Here is a 16,966-nt window from a genome sequence, read left to right as displayed (position 1 = left end):
TTGCATGGTCTGGCGCGCTTCCGATACGCATCGTGCATGGATGACCAACCGCGCCACCTACACTCACCTCGCCCCGCTGCGCCCCGTCCTGCGCCGCCACCTGCTGCACCTCCAGGCAACGCCCATCACCCTGCGTTCCTTCCAGCGCACCGATCTGCCGCGCTGGCGCACCTTCGACGACCGTCGCCAGCGCGGCCAACGGCCTTCCTACGGCATTGATGAAGAGGCCCGCTTCCTCGCCAGCGTCCATCGTTCACGCCTACAGGAAGACAACGATCTGCTGGTACTGGGCGTGTTCGACGACGCGCAGGGCATCCTGCACGACCAACTGCATGTCCGCCTGCAGTCACTGCATTCGCGCTGCGCAGAACTGCAGTCGCTGCAGCACCGCAACGCCCATCCACAGGCCGCACTGCGCGCGCTGTGCCCGTTCCTGTTCGACAATGTCGGCCTGCATCGCATCTTCGTACTGCTGCCACCGGGTTGCACCACCCCTTTCGCCCAGGCACTGCAGGCCCTGGGCTTCATGCGTGAAGGCATCCTGCGCGACTTCCACCTGGACGCCGAGGGATGGCATGACCGCCAGTTGCTGGCGCTTACCGCGCCAGCGTGGCACAGCCACCTGCAGCGGATCGGCTAGCGCACCCGCTCCAGTGCCGCACCCGCGCCGATCAGCACCGTGCAGGCGTGATCCTGCAGTTCTTCGCCGCTGGCATCGTTGCCACTGGCGGCATCCACGCGGGTGGCCAGCAGGATGAAGCCGGGGCCACCCTGCACGTCATCGCGTCCGGCCACCACCAGGCTCCACTGGCCCACATCGCCTACGCCGCTCAGGCCATAGGCCAGCAGGTTGAGCGGATTGGCGGTCATTTCCGCACCGGGCAACAGATAGGCCTGGTACTGATGCCCGCGCAGAAGCACCGGCAACGGTGACCAGCGTGGCCCCAGGGCGCCGGCGTGTGCATCCAGGGCCTGCAGCACGTCCGTGCGCAGGCAATCGACATGGATATGCAACTGGTGCTGCGACCGTCCGTGCGGTGAATTCAGCGCCAGGCTGGCTACGTTGCGCGGTAATGGCTGGCCCAGGGCCTGTTCGGTGTGCGCGCGCGCCTGCCAGGCGGCCGCGAAATAGTTGGGCGCCCCACGCTGGTAAAGACCGCGGTTCTCGATGCCACTTACCTTGTCCAGCGGCATCAGCAGGAACTGGTAGTCACCGTGTGCATCCTTGACCAGCACGTCACGGCGGCCGGCCGCCGTCTCCACCCGCAGGCAGCTGCCGCGCGGGCCGTCAGCTGCCTGGCAGTCACGCTCGATCAGGCGCCACAGCGCATCGGAATGGACGGGCGGCGGAGGCGGCGCGCTCGCACAGGCGGACAACAGCAGCAGCGGCGACAGCAGCAACGAGCGCAGGGACACGGCGGCGACTCACGGAACAGGCACGGCAGGCGGCGCCGCACTGCATTCTAGCCAGCGCGGTGCTGCAATCAGTAGGTGCCGAACGGCACTTCAACCACGATCGGAGCCACGCCGTCGCCCGCCTGCAGGGTGTAGCGGTCCAGTGCGCCATCATCTTCGGCGTGCGGCTGGCGCTGGAAATGCAGGGGATAACGGTCATCACCCAGGCGCACGGCGCTGCCATCGGCCTCCAGCGCGGCACCTTCGGGAATCAGCAGCCCCCCCAGGTCGCTGTAGGCCCCCGGCACATCGGTGAAACCATAGTCAGCCAGTTCATCCACGCGCTGCATCGCATAGACGTGCGGCAGGTAGGGGCGTGCCGGGCTGCGGCCATTGCTGAGGTCGGTCACCCAGGCCTGTGGCAGGTGGTATTGCTCGCGCAGTGCGGCCACGCCCAGCGACGGGCTGGCCACCTGCAGGCAGCACACCGCGCGCTTGCCCTCACGATCGACAATGGCGAATCGATCGCCGCGGGTGGCGGCCTGCGGCAGCATCGCGAACGCCAGGTTGCGCTGGGCGGGTGCGTAGCCTGCCTCGGTCTGCAGGTTGCGCCAGGCACCGAACACCGGCGCTTCCGCAGCGGCGTCCGGCGTCGGCTCGATGGCAGAGGCGGCAAACGCCACGCCCAGCACCGACACTGCCAGTACTCTTCTCGCCCTGCGCTTGTCGCGCAAACTGCCTGCCGTCATAGCGTATCCAACACCTGCACCGGAATGGCCCGGCCTGCCCGCTGGCGTGCTGCCAGCCATCCCTCCCACTATGCAATGACCACGCTGTGCCGGCAATGACCGGAGTGCTGACGCCTTTCGCGCGACGGGTGCTATCGTTCCGCCATCTTCCCTGCGCAGGAGCGCTCGCATGTCCGCCTTCCGTCTGTCCCTGTTACTGCCTGCGTCGGCCCTGCTGCTGTCGGCCTGCGTCAGCACCCCTGGCCCGCAGGTCAAGGGTACCGGCCACTGCGATGCCAGCCAGCTGGGCTGGGCAATCGGCCAGCCGGCCAACGAACCCAACATCCGCCGCCTGTCCAGCGAGAGCGGCGCCGGCCTGGTCAACCCGATCGGCCCCAGCACCATCACCACGAAGGACATCCGCCAGGATCGCCTGCGCGTGTACGTGGACAAGGACAACATCATCACCGCTACCCGTTGCGAGTAAGCGCCGCCTCAGTTTTTGTAGAGCCGAGCCCACGCTCGGCTGCTCTGCGGTCGGGCCACGCGAGAACCCGAGTCGAGCATGGCTCGGCTCTCTAGGGCTCAGGGTTCGGTATACCCCGCGCAGTCCGGCAGCGCCTGGTCGGGGTGGAACACCCCATCATTGAAGCGGAACAGCCGCGTGTAGCTGCATGCCGGGTCCTGCTCGGTGCGCAGGTCCTTCTTCTTCAGCGGGCCCTTGGCCAGCGAATCCTCGAAACGCGAAACGCCCGCCGGAAAGCGGGTTGCCACCGTCTGGTAGCGCAGCACCGGCATGCCCTCGGCCACCGGATCCAGCCCGAGCCTGGCCGAGAACCCGTATTCGTCGTGGCAGGCGCCTGCGCGCTGCTTCATGTCCTGCTCGCTGAAACACGCACGGATCATCGCATTGCCCAGCCATGGCACCGTCAGCACGTCGTCGTCCACCTGGATGTCGTCCTGCAGGTGGCGCACGCGTGCCAACTGCAGCGTGGACGCGTCGGCACCTCCACCGGAGTACATGGTGCTGAACTTGACGATGCCGCCTACCAGCACATTCTGGTGGGCGCGCTGCTGCGGGTCGGTCACCGGCTCATCGCTGCCGATACCCGGAGCCAGACGCACGATCCACGGCCACAGCGACAGCTCGCTTTCCTGCGGCACGTCGATGCTGACGTGGTAGGTATGCGCTTCGCTTTCGCCGGCCACCCGTTCAGAGACTTCCAGCGTCGTTGGCCGATCACCGTCCTCGGCCACCGGTTGCACACGCACGCACCAGACACGATCAAGCGTGCAGTACTGCGTGCGTACTTCGCCCTGCCCGCCCTGTTCCAGCACCTGCCCCAGCGGTTCCATCACGTTTCCGGCGGCATCGCGCTGCTGCGGCAGGATAGAAGACTGCGCCAGCACCAGCAGCGGGGTCGCCAGCAATGCAGCGCACAGGGCGGCGCAGACGGGAATGGAAGGCATGGGCGGCTCCTGTGGCTGGGATTCCGATGGTAACCGTTACCCGGACGGCGGCGGACCTGCCCGGCATCGCCCTTGTAGCGTCGAGCCACGCTCGACTGCCCTGTCCGTCCTCAATGCCCACTGCAATCGCAGCTGCCCCACCCCTTCGCCTTCGACGTCTGGCCAATACCCGGGTTGAAGGTATTGCTCGGGTCCAGCTGCCGGTAGAAACCTGCCAGCGCCGGCTTGGCCGGGTACAGGTGGCCGACGTTGTGCTCGGCCGGATACTCGGCGCCACGATGGTCCAGCAGCGCCCACATCGCATGCTCGATCGCCACCGGGTCTTCGCCCTTGCGCGCGATGTAGTCCTGGTGGAACACGTGGCACAGGAAGTGACCGTAGTACAGCTTGTGCAGCAGGCGGCCGTCGATATCGGCCGGCAACTGCTCGAACCAATCCGTATCGTCGCGGCGCAATGCGATATCCAGCGCGACGATGTCCTGCACCTGCTCACGATGCACTTCACGATAGCGGACTGCCGCACCGGCCACCGCGAAGCGATGCAGGAACGCCTTGCGTCCCTCCTCGGCCGTGCAGTGGAAATAGCCGCCTTCGTGCCCGGCGAAGAACCCGCGCAACCAGGCCTCGGTTTCCGCAGCGTCCTGGGCAGAGACCTTCAGCAACAGGTGATGCTCGTAGCGTTGCCGGAACTCGCCCATGCGCTTTGGCAGGTGCGAGGGCAGCAGGCCGGTCAGCACCTGCATCACCCGGTCGGTCACCCCGCGCAGGCCCAGCCGTTCGAACCAGCCATCGACGCGGCTCTTCAATGCGAACGCTGCGGGCACACGGGAGGTACCGAGGCGATCGATCAGCAGGAAGCTGTCCTTGCCGTAGCGCTCGCCGATGTCATAGGCATCGCGGTGAATGTACTCGCCCGCGATCGGCAGGCGCTCGAAGCCGGTCAGCAGCTGGCGACGGATCGCGGTGAGGCTGTCGGTGCGATTGCTGCCGATATAGAAGACCTCGGCAGCCTCCTTCTCGAAGGTGTCCAGGCGCACCGCGAACACTGCCAGCTTGCCGGCAGATCCCGCTGCCTCGAAGTGGCGGCTGGGATCCGCATTGAAGCGTGCGGGAGTATCGGCACCGACTTTGCGTACTTCCTCGGCATAGCGTGGATCGGAAGCCGCACGGCCGTCGCCATCGCCCACGTCGGCGGCCGTGTAGTCACCGGCCTGCAGGCGCTGCAGGATCTGCTCGGGCGTATCACCCAGCGCGATGCCCAGATGGTTGACCAGCTGCAACTGGCCCTGCGCATCGACCTGCGCATACAGCGCCAGCTCGGTGTAGGCCGGGCCACGTCGCACCAGCGCGCCACCGGAGTTGTTGCAGATGCCGCCCAGCACCGAGGCACCGATGCAGGACGAGCCGATCACCGAATGCGGTTCGCGACCCAGCGGAGCCAGCGTCTGCTCCAGGCGGTCCAGCGTGGCACCGGGCAGGCACAGCACCTGGCGGCCTTCGTTCAACAACTGGATGCCGGTCAGGCGCAGCGTGTTGACCAGCACGATCGGCCGGCCATAGTCATCGCCGTCCGGGGTCGAGCCGCCGGTCAGGCCGGTGTTGGCCGCCTGCAGGATGATCGCCGCGCCGCCCTGCACCGCTGCCTGCAGCACGCGCCACAGTTCCAGCAGCGTCCCCGGGCGCACCACCGCCAGCACTGGGCCATCGCCGAAACGGTAGCCGCGGCGGAAGCGGCGCGTAGCCTTGTCGCCGGTCATTACATGGCGATTGCCGACCGCATCGCGCAACTGTGCCAGCACGGCGGCGTGGCCGCTCATGGCAGGCTGACCAGCGAGTCGCGGCCGATGTCGGCGATGCGGCGCGCACCGGTCAGGGTCATCGCCACGCGCATTTCCTTGGCGATCAGGTCCAGCAGGTTGGCCACGCCGGCCTCGCCCTGCGCGGCCAGCGCATAGATGAAGGCGCGGCCCAGCAGCACGGTATCGGCCCCCAGCGCCAACATGCGCACCACGTCCAGGCCAGTGCGGATGCCGGAATCGGCGAGGATCTTCAGGTCGCCCTGCACCGCATCGGCGATGGCCGGCAACGCACGTGCGGTGGACAGCACGCCGTCCAGCTGGCGGCCACCGTGATTGGAGACCACGATGCCATCGGCACCGAACTTCACCGCATCACGCGCGTCATCCGGGTCGAGGATGCCCTTGATCACCATCGGGCCCTTCCAGAATTCGCGGATCCACTCCAGGTCCTTCCACGAAATGGAGGGATCGAAGTTGCTGCCCAGCCAACCGATGTAATCCTCCAGCCCGGTCGGGTTGCCGCGGTAGGTGGAGATGTTGCCGAGGTCATGCGGGCGGCCGAACAGGCCCACGTCCCACGCCCAGTGCGGATGGGTGATGGCCTGGCCGATACGGCGCAGCGAGGCATTCGGGCCGCTCATGCCCGAGTGTGCATCGCGGTAGCGCGCGCCCGGCACCGGCATGTCCACGGTGAACACCAGCGTGGTCACGCCGGCGGCCTGCGCCCGCTCCAGCGCGTTGCGCATGAAGCCACGGTCACGCAGCACGTACAGCTGGAACCACATCGGCCGCTGGATGGCCGGTGCCACTTCCTCGATCGGGCACACCGACACCGTGGACAGGGTGAACGGGATGCCGCGGCTGTCGGCCGCGCGCGCCGCCTGTACCTCGCCGCGCCGCGCATACATTCCGGTCAGGCCGACCGGCGCCAGCGCCACCGGCATCGCCAGTTTTTCGCCGAACAGCTGGGTTTCCAGGCTCAGGTCGGACATGTTGCGCAGGATGCGCTGGCGCAGCGCGATGTCGGACAGGTCGGAAACGTTGCGCTTCAGCGTGTGCTCGGCATACGCGCCGCCATCGATGTAGTGGAACAGGAACGGCGGCAGCCGGCGTTCGGCAGCAGCACGGTAATCGGTGGAGGCGGAGATGATCATGGGGTCAACCGTGGGGGGAAGGCAGGCGCGAGGCCCGCGCACGCCGGGCTTCGTTGTCATCGAGGGTGCGCAGCGTGGTGTGCACGAACTCGAGGTGGGCATGCGCGGCGGCGCGCGCGCGTTCGGGGTCGCCGGCCAGCACCGCATCCATCATCTCGCGGTGCTGGTCGGACAGCGGCGAGAAGGTCTTCGCCGAGGTGTAGAGCTTTTCGCGGCTCTGCGAGATGTTGGTCTGCAGCAGTTCGAACAGCCCGCGCATCACCTGCAGCAGCACCAGATTGTGCGAGGCCTCGGCGATGGACAGGTGGAAGGCCGCGTCGGCCTCGGCTTCGCCGGTGGGGTCGTCCTTGCCGTGCGCGTCCATCATGGTCTGGAAGGCTTGTGCGATGCGCGCGCGGTCCTCGTCGGTGGCACGCAGCGCCGCATGCCAGGCGGTGGCACCTTCCAGCGCGTGGCGGATCTCCAGCACGTCGAAGCGGTATTCCGGGTCGCCCTGGAACAGCGGCAGGTACGGCGCCAGCGGTTCATCCAGCGCCTGCCGCGCGCGTGCCGCAGGCTCGGCCACGTAGGTGCCGCCACCGACCCGTGCGGTCAACAGACCCTGGCTGGCCAGCTGCGCGATGGCCTCGCGCAAGGCCGTGCGCGAGACCCCCAGCTGCACCGCCAGGGTGCGCTCGGCCGGCAGCCGGTCACCCGGCTGCAGCCGTTGTTCCTGCACCAGGCCGCGCAGCTGCGCGGCCACCTTGTCCGAAATACGTTGCGTGCTCATGGCGCCATTGTGGCCCGAAGCGCGCAGCGGGTGGTCGGCCAGCCGCGCATGGCTCAGGGAATCATCCAGGTCAGCCAGTAAGCCTGGGCCAGGGTGATCAGGCCGACCATCGTGGTGAAGATCAGGCTGTGCTTGACCGTGAAGCGGAACAGATCCGACTCCTTGCCGGCCAGGCCGACCGCCGCGCAGGCAATGGCGATCGACTGCGGCGAGATCATCTTGCCGGTGACACCGCCGGTGGTGTTGGCCGCTACCAGCAGCACGTCGGACACGCCGATCTGCTGTGCGGTGGTGGCCTGCAGTGCCGAGAACAAGGCATTGGACGAGGTGTCCGAACCGGTCAGGAACACGCCCAGCCAGCCCAGGAACGGTGAGAAGAACGGGAACGCGTCGCCGGTATGCGCCAGCGCCAGGGCCAACGTGGCAGACAGTCCCGAGTAGTTGGCGATGAAGGCGAACGCCAGCACCATGCCAATCGAGTAGATCGGCATGCGCAGCTCACGCACGGTCTCGCCGAAGGTCTGCAGCGCCGAACGGACCGGCATGCGCAGCGCGATGATGGCGATCAACGCGGCCAGGATGATCGAGGTACCGGTGGCCGAGAACCAGTCGAACTTGTAGATGGCTTCATAGCTCAGCGGCGCAGCCACGATCGGTGGCATCTTCTGCACCAGCTGGTCCAGGCCTGGCACCGGGATCTTCAGCACCCAGCCTTCCAGCGGGCCGCCCGCCGCGAACAGCGACTTGAACGGCTTGATGCTCCACAGCGTGACCATCGCGGTGAGGATCAGGAACGGCGACCATGCCCTGGCGATCTGGCCGACGCTGTGGAGCGGTGCCTCCAGCGCCTGTGCGGCCGCCTCGGCGCTGGTTTCGGTGTCGAAACGGAAGATCCGTACCGGCTTCCAGCGGCGCAGGAACAGGGTCAGGCACACCAGCGACGCCAGCGAGGCGGTGATGTCCGGCAGCTCCGGGCCGATGAAGTTGGAGGTCAGGTACTGCGCGATGGCGAACGAGCCACCGGCCACCAGCACCGCCGGCCAGGTTTCCTTGATGCCGCGCCAGCCATCCATGATCGCCATGATCCAGAACAGCACGATGATGGTCAGGAACGGCAGCTGGCGACCGGCCATCTGGCCGATCTCGAATGCATCCAGGCCGGTGACCTGCCCGGCCACGATGATCGGAATGCCCATCGCGCCGAACGCTACCGGCGCGGTGTTGACGATCAGGCACAGGCCGGCGGCATACAGCGGCTTGAAGCCCAGCCCGACCAGCAGCGCCGCGGTGATCGCCACTGGCGCACCGAAACCGGCCGCACCTTCCAGGAAGGCGCCAAAGGCGAAGCCGACCATCAGCATCTGCAGGCGCTGGTCTTCAGTCACGGACAGGATCGAGGCGCGGATGATGTCGAATTGCCCGGTCTTGACCGAAACTTTGTAGAGGAACACCGCACCGATGATGATCCACGCGATGGGCCACAGGCCGTAGACGAAACCGAATCCGGCCGCGCCCAGCGCCTGGGGCAACGGCATGCGGTAGAACAACAGGGCCACGCCGAGTGCGATGGCCACGGTGATCGTGCCGGCCAGCCAGCCCTTCATGCGCAGCACTGCCAGGGCAACGAAGAAGAACGCGATCGGCAGCAGCGCGATCAGGCTCGACAACCACAGGTTGCCGGCGGGGTCGTACAGGTGTTGCCAGGGCTGCATGAAGACTCTCGACTGGAAACGGAAGGAGCCCACCGCAGGCGGTGGGTCGCCGTGGCCGTCGATCATTGGTATTACCATTAATGATCGAGATCAGACCACTTGCAGCGGATTTAACCGCCTCTCCGACGAAGAGCCTATTAGACCATAGGGCTAGCCTTCATATTGGTCCGACCATTAGAGCCATTATGGTGCCGGCCGCTGGCCGACAACTCGACCTTCCCTACGAGATCCGTTTCTCCAACCGCCGCATCACCGCCAGCACCAGCACGCACAGCACGCTGACCCCGATCGCGATCACGTACTTGCTGATCCCGACCGCAATCCCGATCGCCGCCGCCATGATCAGCGAACTGGCCGTGGTCAAGCCGCTGACCTGGTCCTCGCGTGAGCCGCGCAGAATGGTGCCAGCGGCCACGAAGCCGACACAGGCCACCACCGCTTCGATCAGGCGCACCGGATCAACCTGCAGCAGATCGCGGTAACGCTCCTGCTGGAAATGCTCGGCCACCGAGTCGCCGAGACCGACGATCAATGCCGCCGCTCCGGCAATGAGCATGTGCGTACGCAGGCCGGCGGCGTGCTTGCCCATTTCCCGCTCGACACCGAGCACACCGCCGAACAGCATCGCTGCGGCTACGCGCAGCAGGATCGAGACATCCTGGGTGAGTTCCATGGGCAGGCTCCGGGTATTTCCCCGAGCGTCGCGTGGCATGCGTGGCACAGAGGTGAAGACCACCCCACAGTGCGTTCACCCGGTAGCGCCGGGCGATGCCCGGCGACGCCGCAACCCGCGTTCAGCGCATCACTGCGCGAGGTAGCCACCATCGATGGCGTAGTACGTGCCGGTCGCGAACGAGGCATCGTCGCTGGCCAGCCAGGCTACCAATGCGGCCACTTCCTCCGGCGTACCCAGCCGCTTCAACGCGTGCCGCCCTTCCAGCGTGGCGCGCACCTTCGGGTCCATCTTCTCCAGCAGCGGTGTGCTGATGAAGCCCGGGCCGACCGCGTTGACACGAATGCCGTCGGCCGCATGCTCCCAGGCGGCGGTCTGGGTCAGCCCGACCACGCCGTGCTTGGCCGCCACGTACGCAGTGGAACCGGCATAGCCCACCTGGCCCAGGATCGAGGCCATGTTGATGATGCTGCCGCCCGTGCCGGCCGCGCGCATGGCCTGGATCTGCGCACGCTGGCACAGGAACACGCTGGTGAGGTTGACATCGATCACGCGCTGCCAGCCATCAATCGGATAGTCGCCGCTGCTGGCCGCCGGCCCGCTGATGCCGGCGTTGTTGACCGCCACGTGCAGGCCGTCGAGTTCCTTGATCGTGCGCTGCACCGCTGCCTCCACCGCCGCGTCGTCGGTGACGTCCAGCGCGATGCCGATGGCCTGTGTGCCGGTGCTGCGCAACTGCGCCACGGTGGCATCCACTGCATCCTGCTTGAGGTCCCAGACCGAGATACGGGCACCGGATGTGGCCAGTGTCTGGGCCACGGCCAGGCCGATGCCCGACACGCCGCCGGTCACGATCGCGGTCTTGCCGGTCAACTGGTAATCAATCATCTCCATTCTCCATCGGTGGGGGTATCAAAGTGGCCTGCAACAGCCAACCCACCCACCCTACGCGCACGCCCGTGATGGTCGGGCTGACATCGCATCTCCAGATCGTTCCAGCCATGAAACCTCAACCGCAGTTTATGTATGGAACTACGTACGGATATGCGTGCAAAACGCCGGCGTATGTTCTTCGGCATTTTCACTTTGGCCGTAATCGCCAATCGTTTTGACCTTATCGAAGTCAAAAGCGCGCGAATCGCGGCGACAATGGGAAACGCTTCCAGATTCTTCGACACATTCAATTCAACCTGTGTTTGCGCAGAGCGATGTCCCGATATTTCACTTTTGCTGATTACCGCCAGTTCGGCGAACGCCATGGCTACGACTACCGGATCGAAGGGAGTGAACTGCGCGACGACCAATGGGCAGGGCGTGGCGACGTCCACGAACAGTCACTGCGCGGTGGCCTGGGCCTGATCGCCTCGGACGTGCACAACCGGTTCACCTACACGGCCACCGCTGTGCACGGTGCCGGCCTGACCATCCGCCTGATGCTTCAGGGCGAAGTGGATGTCCAGTTTCCTCGTCGCAAGGGGTTCACCCTGCGCGCCGGCACAGGCATGACCACCAGCCACCATGAACCTGTGTCGATGGCCGGGCTGCATCCCGGTGGCAGCCACCTGCGCGGGGTCAGCTTGAGCGTACCGGCCGATCTGGACGTGGACATGCTGCGCCTGCCGGCACTGCAACGGGTCCTTCATTCCCCTCTGCAGTGCCGCCACTGGGCCATTCCGCATGCCTTGCTGCCGACGCTCGCCCAATTGTTCGACAGCCCCTGGCAGGACGACATCGATGCGCTGTGGCGCGAAGGCGTGGCCCTGCAGGTGTTGGCCGTCGGCCTGCAGGCCGAGGATATGCAGACCGAGCATATACGCACGCTGCGCGCCGGCCAGCGCGAGCGGCTGGAGCGAGTGCGCAGCTATCTGCATGACGACCCCAGCCATGCCCACAGCCTGATCGAACTGGCCCAGCTGGCCTGCATGAGCCCCAGCTCCTTGCGCCGCCATTTTGCCCAGCAATATGGAAGCTCGGTGTTCGACTACCTGCATGAGCAGCGCATGCGCCATGCCGAACAGGGCCTGCGCGAAAACGGATGGACCGTCGAGCAGGCTGCCGCCGCCAGCGGCTACCGCCACCCCAGCAACTTCGCCGCCGCGTTCCGCAAGCGCTTCGGCCTGGTCCCCAGCCGCTGGCGTACGGGCCCCTCGAAGGTCGGCTGAAAGCCTCTGCCCGGTAGGTGTCGACCTTGGTCGATCGGCATGCCATGGCCCAGCTTTGGTAGGTGTCGACCTTGGTCGACACGCTCCTGCGCCATCGCGGATGCCGGCCAGCGACCGGCACTACCACGTGCTACCAGGCACGGCCCGGCGTCACCCTGCGGGCCTCAATACACCGGTAGATCGATGTAGCTGGCCTGCGCCGCGCTGTGCCACACGCGCTGCGTGGCCTTCTGGTAATCGCCCGGCTTGGCCAGGTAGATGTTCGGCACGTAGGTCTGCGGGTTGCGGTCGTACAACGGGAACAGGCTGGACTGCACCTGCACCATCACCCGGTGGCCCTTCTGGAACGTGTGGTTGGCGTTGGGCAGGTCAAAACGGTACGGCAGCACCTGGTTGGCGGGCAGCGGCTTCGGATCGCTGAAGCTCTCGCGGTAGCGGCCACGGAAGATCGCCAGCGACACCGGCAACTCATAGCCCCCCATTTCCGGCGTCGACGCTTCCTGGTCCGGATACACGTCGATCAGCTTCACCACCCAGTCGCTGTCGGTGCCACTGGTCGAGGCCTGCAGATGCACCACCGGCGCGCCGCCGATGCGCAGCGGCGCGGTCAGCGGTTCGGTGATGAAGGTCAGCACGTCCGGGCGACCATCGACAAAGCGCTGGTCCTTGACCAGCCAGGTGGTCCACATGTCGCGGTCACCGAAGCGCACCGGACGCGGCACGAACGGCACCGGCTTGGCCGGGTCGGACACGTATTCCTCGAAATCACCCTCGCCCGCCGCCGGTGCCTGGAACGCCAGCTTGCCGCCGGCGCGCAGGTACAGCGGCTTGCTGCTGGCGGCACACCCCTTGTCGCAGCTGCGCGGCCAACCCTTCAAGCGGTCCCAGTGGTTTTCGCCGGTGTTGTAGATCAGCACCGGTGGCGTATCGGCCTTCGGCGCGCCATCCACCAGGTACTGGTCGAAGAAGGGCTTGAGCACGTCGCGGCGGAACTGCAGCGCGGTATCGCCGTCGAACATCAGCGCACCCAGTTCGCTGCCGCTGTAGTTCACCTGGCTGTGTCGCCACGGGCCCATCACCAGGTAATTGCGGTTGTTGCCGCTATCGCGTCCTTCCATCGCCTGATAGGCGTGGTTGGCACCCCACATGTCTTCCTGGTCCCACAGGCCCTGCAGCCACATGGTCGGCACCTTCAGCGGTGTCCTTGCCATCACCGCGTCCAGCGCCTGGCCCTGCCAGAAGCCGTCATAGGCCGGATGCTCGACCAGCTTCTTCCACCAGGTCAGCTGGTCCACGCCGGTGAAGCGCGCATAGTCACCGGCCGAACCGATGCGCAGGAAGGTGCTGTAGTCGTCGTAGCCGAGGCTGGGCAGCGGCGTACCCTTGCCGCGCTTCTCGGTCTGCATGGCGAAGTAGTTGAAGTTGACCTGGCGGAACGCACCGTAATTGAGCCAGTCGTCGCCCATCCAACCATCGACCATCGGGCTCTGTGGTGCGGCCACCTTCAGTGCCGGGTGCGGGTCGGTCAGCGCCATCACCACGGTGAAGCCCTCGTACGACGAGCCGAGCATGCCGACCTTGCCATTGCTCTCCGGCACGTTCTTCACCAACCAGTCGATGGTGTCCCAGGCGTCGGTGGAATGGTCGACCTGGGTGTTGTTCAATGGCCCGCGCAGCGGCCGGGTCATCACGTAATCGCCCTCGGAGCCATGCTTGCCGCGGATATCCTGGAACACGCGGATGTAGCCGCCGTCGACAAACACCTCGTCACCCTGCGGCAACAGGTCGCGCATGCGCGGCGAATCACTGCGGCTGGCGCGACCGGCAGCATCATAGGGGGTCCGGGTCAGCAGAATCGGCGCATTGTGGGCGCCCTTGGGCACCACGATCACCGTGTACAGCCTGGTGCCATCACGCATCGGCACCATCACCACGCGCTTGTCGTAGTCGCGACCGACATCCGGGGCAACGAACGGCTTGCCGCTGATATCCGGGGTCATCGGCGGGGTATCGGCGGCCAGCACGGTGCTGGACAGGCAAAGGGCAATGGCTACAGCGACGGCACGCACACGCATGGACAACCCCTCCCGGCAGGAAAGCCCCAAGCCTACTCCTGCCTGGCGCCGTGAAGTGTGCGCAGGCTTTGCATTCTTCGGTGGATGCGGGCAGGACTGATGGCACATGTGCCTGCGGTGCCGCTGCGCTCGTCGGCGAAAGGTAGTGCCGGCCGCTGGCCGGCAACCGCGTAACGCGCCCCAGGATCATGAAGTTGCCGGCCAGCGGCCGGCACTACCCGATCAGGCTGCCGTTACTTCATGCAACGCCAGCCAACGCCAACGGCCGTCTTCCTGCCGCAGCACGGCCAGTGCTTCACGCCAGGCCATCCCACCTTCAGCAACGCCCTGCCCTTCACGGTAGCGCAGCATTGCCAACGGTGCCGGCACCGCAATGAACTGCAGGGCATCGATTTCGATACACAGGCCCGGGCGGGCACCGTGGCCGCCAGCGAACATGCCGGCCAGTGCTTCGCGGTCCAGGCGCTGCCCAGCAATACCGACCATGCTGAAGTCGGTGCAGAAATGATCCATCAGCGCATCCAGCGTACTGGCGGCTGCTTCCGCACGGAACCAGGCCTGCAGCTTGGCGATCAGATCATGGAACTCGTTCTCTGCGGTCATCGTCATTGCATTGTCTCGGGTTGGGAAAGAGAGATCGATTGCGAACGGCGCAGCAGCGCCATCGGCAGCAGCGTCATTGCAGCGGCCAAACCCAGCGCCACGCTGGTGGCGCGTGCCGGCAGCCATTGCATGGCCAATGCCAGCAGCAGTGCGATGGCGGCGGTGCCGAGGCAGAAGCTGAGCTGGCGGTTGAGGTTCCAGAGTGCACTGGCATCGCCCAACGCCTCACCTTCCACGCCATGGAAGGCCAGCGTCTGCGCGGTGCTGCTGCACAGGCTGCCGCCGGCGCCCATCAGCGCGAACAACAATCCGGCCAGCACGAAGGCCGGCTGCGGCAGCAGCGCCATCAACAACAGGCCGCCGGCCTGCAGGAGCATGCCGGCGTGCAGTACCGCAGCCGGACCGAAGCGAGCCAGCAGGCGCTTGCTGGCCATGATCGCGATGGCCGCAGCCAGCGCCCAGGGCAGCATCAGCGCGCCGATGCGTGCCGCGCTGTAACCGGCGTGGTGCAATTGCAGGGTACTGACCAGTTGGCTGCCGATGAACACACCGGGTACGGCGAGATACACCAGCATCGCCAGCCGCAGCCCGCGATGGGACAGCAACGACCAGCGCAGCAGTGGCTGCGCCTGCCGACGTGCATGCCGCAGGTGCATCGCCGCCAGCAACAGCGCGGCCAGCAGCAACACGGCACCTGCACCGCGATGTCCCGATTCGCCCAGCCAGGTCAGCGCCAGCAGCAGCGCGCCCAGCGCCAGCATCGCGGTGGACAGGGCATAGGCCTGCAGGCGCGGCGCACTGCGCGCGCAGTCGGCCGGCATCCAGGCCAGCACCAGACCGATGGCCACCACCGCCAATGGCAGGCTGGCCCAGAGCACGCCGCGCCAGGACAGCCACTGCACCAGCAGCCCGCCCAGTGCCGGTGCCAGGGCCGGCACCAGAAGCGCCACCAGCAGGATGCGACGGGTCAGCGCGCCACGTTGCCCGGCCGTGCATTGCCGGTACGCCGCGGCTTGCGCCACGGGAATCAGCAGACCGCCGGCCAACCCCTGCAGCAGGCGCCATCCGAGCAGCCAGCCGATCCCCGATGCGGAACCTGCCAGCGCAGCGGCAACCGCGAACAACAGCAACGCCACCAGCAGCAAGCGACGCTCGCCACAGCGCGCGGCCAGCCACGGCGCCAGCGGAATCACCACGCTCAGGCCCAGCATGTACGCCGTGCCGACCCAGGCCAGGGTGCTGACGTCGGCGTGCAGCTCCGCTGCCAATGCCGGATAGGCCACCGTGGCGATGAACATGTTGACCAGATCCAGGGCGAATACCAGCAGGAAAATCGCCTCATGGCGCAGGCGGGGGGACGGCATCGGCGGCGCTCCAACAGAGAAGCCATCAGCATGCCGCCCGGGGGGTTGTTGGAAAAACACGACAGCACCTGCGACACTGTCAAAACTGTTTTGACAATGAATCGCCGTGGTCAGCCTCGATCGCTTCGATATTTTCCGTGCCGTGGTCGAAGCCGGCAGCCTGACCGCTGCGGCCGATCGGCTCGGCCTCAGCCGCGCGGTGGTCAGCTTCAACCTGAAGCGGCTGGAGCAGGAGCTGGGCGTGACCCTGCTGTTGCGCAGCACCCGCCACTTGGCCCTGACCGAGGCCGGCGAGCAGTTCCTGCAACATTGCGTGCAGGCATTGGATGCTGCGCAGGCGGCGATCGATGCCGCGCGCCGCGACCAGCACCAGCTGCAGGGCGTGCTGCGCCTGACCACCACACCGGAGTACGCCCAGCTACGCCTGATTCCCGCGTTGGAGGCGTTCCGCGCGCAGCACCCGGCCCTGCAGCTGCACCTATCAACTTCTCCAGCGCCAGCGGACCTCATTCCCGAACGCTTCGACCTGGCGATCCGCCTCGGCCGCCTGCCGGATTCGGGCCTTCACGCCAGTGAATTGGAGCGCCACCCACTGTGCGCGGTGGCCGCTCCCTCGCTGCTGGCGCGTCTGCCCTCTGCCGAGGCTGCCGATGACCCGGCACAGCTGGGCACCCTGCCCCGCCTGGGCTATCCGCGCCTGGCCGATGTGCCGGTGATCGCGCCTGATGGCAGCGGCGCCCTGTTTGCCACCAACCCGGGCAACGCGGTGGTACGCGTGGATGGTGCCAGCAGCCTGCGCGCGTTCGCCCTGGCCGGCGCCGGGGTCACCGTGCTGCCACGCTGGCTGATCGAGGACGACCTGGCCCAGGACCGGCTGCGCCCGGTGCTGCGCCAGCACCGCTTCCCGCAGCAGAGTGTCTACGCGGTCTACCCGCACAGCACGCAGCCCTCACCGAAGGTACGGCAGCTGATTGATTTCCTGCGCGACCGGTTCGCCACATAAAAAGGGGACGGAGGGGATTAAGTCGTTTATGCATAAACGACTTAATCCCCTCCGTCCCC

Annotated in this window: 16 protein-coding genes; 4 read left to right on the top strand and 12 right to left on the bottom strand. The window is 66.6% G+C overall.

Annotated features, from left to right (window positions below):
* Positions 1 to 40 precede the first annotated feature (40 nt).
* Positions 41 to 640, top strand: a complete 600-nt coding sequence (locus ACM0O9_RS04025; protein ID WP_231114012.1) for a GNAT family N-acetyltransferase — start codon at positions 41 to 43, stop codon at positions 638 to 640.
* Here ACM0O9_RS04025 and ACM0O9_RS04020 read toward each other — a convergent pair.
* Together ACM0O9_RS04020 and ACM0O9_RS04015 are read right to left on the bottom strand one after the other, a co-directional pair.
* The gene (locus tag ACM0O9_RS04020; protein WP_414604197.1) at positions 637 to 1,416 is read right to left on the bottom strand and encodes a CDP-diacylglycerol diphosphatase; all 780 of its coding nucleotides are present in this window, start codon (positions 1,414 to 1,416) and stop codon (positions 637 to 639) included. The genes ACM0O9_RS04025 and ACM0O9_RS04020 overlap by 4 nt on opposite strands.
* A 68-nt stretch (positions 1,417 to 1,484) precedes the next feature.
* Positions 1,485 to 2,144: a decarboxylase gene (locus tag ACM0O9_RS04015; protein ID WP_065185744.1), complete on the bottom strand. Its 660-nt coding sequence runs from the start codon at positions 2,142 to 2,144 to the stop codon at positions 1,485 to 1,487.
* 169 nt (positions 2,145 to 2,313) lie between these two features.
* Here ACM0O9_RS04015 and ACM0O9_RS04010 point away from each other — a divergent pair, with 169 nt between their 5' ends.
* Positions 2,314 to 2,610: a hypothetical protein gene (locus tag ACM0O9_RS04010; RefSeq protein ID WP_005417035.1), complete on the top strand. Its 297-nt coding sequence runs from the start codon at positions 2,314 to 2,316 to the stop codon at positions 2,608 to 2,610.
* A 98-nt stretch (positions 2,611 to 2,708) separates the two neighbouring features.
* Here ACM0O9_RS04010 and ACM0O9_RS04005 read toward each other — a convergent pair whose 3' ends face one another.
* The 7 genes from ACM0O9_RS04005 to ACM0O9_RS03975 all read right to left on the bottom strand — a co-directional run bounded on the left by ACM0O9_RS04005 (position 2,709) and on the right by ACM0O9_RS03975 (position 10,588).
* Positions 2,709 to 3,593: a hypothetical protein gene (locus ACM0O9_RS04005; protein ID WP_414604198.1), complete on the bottom strand. Its 885-nt coding sequence runs from the start codon at positions 3,591 to 3,593 to the stop codon at positions 2,709 to 2,711.
* 110 nt (positions 3,594 to 3,703) lie between these two features.
* Positions 3,704 to 5,410 carry a D-lactate dehydrogenase gene (dld, locus tag ACM0O9_RS04000; RefSeq protein ID WP_065185746.1) on the bottom strand — a complete coding sequence of 569 codons (1,707 nt, stop codon included), beginning with the start codon at positions 5,408 to 5,410 and terminating at the stop codon, positions 3,704 to 3,706.
* Positions 5,407 to 6,546, bottom strand: a complete 1,140-nt coding sequence (lldD, locus tag ACM0O9_RS03995) for an FMN-dependent L-lactate dehydrogenase LldD (protein ID WP_065178497.1) — start codon at positions 6,544 to 6,546, stop codon at positions 5,407 to 5,409. The genes dld and lldD overlap by 4 nt, the downstream gene beginning before the upstream one ends.
* A gap of 4 nt (positions 6,547 to 6,550) precedes the next feature.
* Positions 6,551 to 7,315: a transcriptional regulator LldR gene (gene lldR, locus ACM0O9_RS03990; protein WP_414604199.1), complete on the bottom strand. Its 765-nt coding sequence runs from the start codon at positions 7,313 to 7,315 to the stop codon at positions 6,551 to 6,553.
* Positions 7,316 to 7,368: 53 nt separating this feature from the next.
* Entirely contained in the window at positions 7,369 to 9,027 is a 1,659-nt protein-coding gene (gene lldP, locus ACM0O9_RS03985) for an L-lactate permease (protein WP_227837776.1), read from the bottom strand.
* Positions 9,028 to 9,247: 220 nt separating this feature from the next.
* Positions 9,248 to 9,700: an MgtC/SapB family protein gene (locus tag ACM0O9_RS03980; protein WP_005413774.1), complete on the bottom strand. Its 453-nt coding sequence runs from the start codon at positions 9,698 to 9,700 to the stop codon at positions 9,248 to 9,250.
* A 129-nt stretch (positions 9,701 to 9,829) separates the two neighbouring features.
* The gene (locus ACM0O9_RS03975; RefSeq protein ID WP_065185748.1) at positions 9,830 to 10,588 is read right to left on the bottom strand and encodes an SDR family NAD(P)-dependent oxidoreductase; all 759 of its coding nucleotides are present in this window, start codon (positions 10,586 to 10,588) and stop codon (positions 9,830 to 9,832) included.
* Between the two features lie 320 nt (positions 10,589 to 10,908).
* Between ACM0O9_RS03975 and ACM0O9_RS03970 the strand changes: the two genes are divergently transcribed.
* Complete coding sequence (locus ACM0O9_RS03970; RefSeq protein WP_053499560.1) at positions 10,909 to 11,862, top strand: helix-turn-helix transcriptional regulator; 954 nt, start codon at positions 10,909 to 10,911, stop codon at positions 11,860 to 11,862.
* Positions 11,863 to 12,026: 164 nt separating this feature from the next.
* Here the strand turns inward: ACM0O9_RS03970 and ACM0O9_RS03965 are convergent, their stop codons facing one another.
* From ACM0O9_RS03965 to ACM0O9_RS03955, 3 genes are all read right to left on the bottom strand, one after another.
* Entirely contained in the window at positions 12,027 to 13,937 is a 1,911-nt protein-coding gene (locus ACM0O9_RS03965) for a CocE/NonD family hydrolase (protein WP_065185749.1), read from the bottom strand.
* Positions 13,938 to 14,159: 222 nt separating this feature from the next.
* Complete coding sequence (locus tag ACM0O9_RS03960; RefSeq protein WP_005417047.1) at positions 14,160 to 14,546, bottom strand: DUF4440 domain-containing protein; 387 nt, start codon at positions 14,544 to 14,546, stop codon at positions 14,160 to 14,162.
* Positions 14,543 to 15,904, bottom strand: a complete 1,362-nt coding sequence (locus ACM0O9_RS03955; RefSeq protein WP_414604200.1) for an MFS transporter — start codon at positions 15,902 to 15,904, stop codon at positions 14,543 to 14,545. Before ACM0O9_RS03955 ends, ACM0O9_RS03960 begins: the two co-directional genes overlap by 4 nt.
* A gap of 106 nt (positions 15,905 to 16,010) precedes the next feature.
* On the opposite strand from ACM0O9_RS03955, the gene ACM0O9_RS03950 reads away from it, so the two are divergent.
* The gene (locus ACM0O9_RS03950) at positions 16,011 to 16,907 is read left to right on the top strand and encodes a LysR family transcriptional regulator (protein ID WP_065178502.1); all 897 of its coding nucleotides are present in this window, start codon (positions 16,011 to 16,013) and stop codon (positions 16,905 to 16,907) included.
* Positions 16,908 to 16,966: the final 59 nt, after the last annotated feature.

Source organism: Stenotrophomonas sp. FR012 (assembly GCF_047520565.2).
Lineage (GTDB): Bacteria > Pseudomonadota > Gammaproteobacteria > Xanthomonadales > Xanthomonadaceae > Stenotrophomonas > Stenotrophomonas sepilia.
The sequence above is the reverse complement of the archived record's forward strand: the minus strand, read 5'-3'. Positions and strand labels throughout refer to the sequence as shown.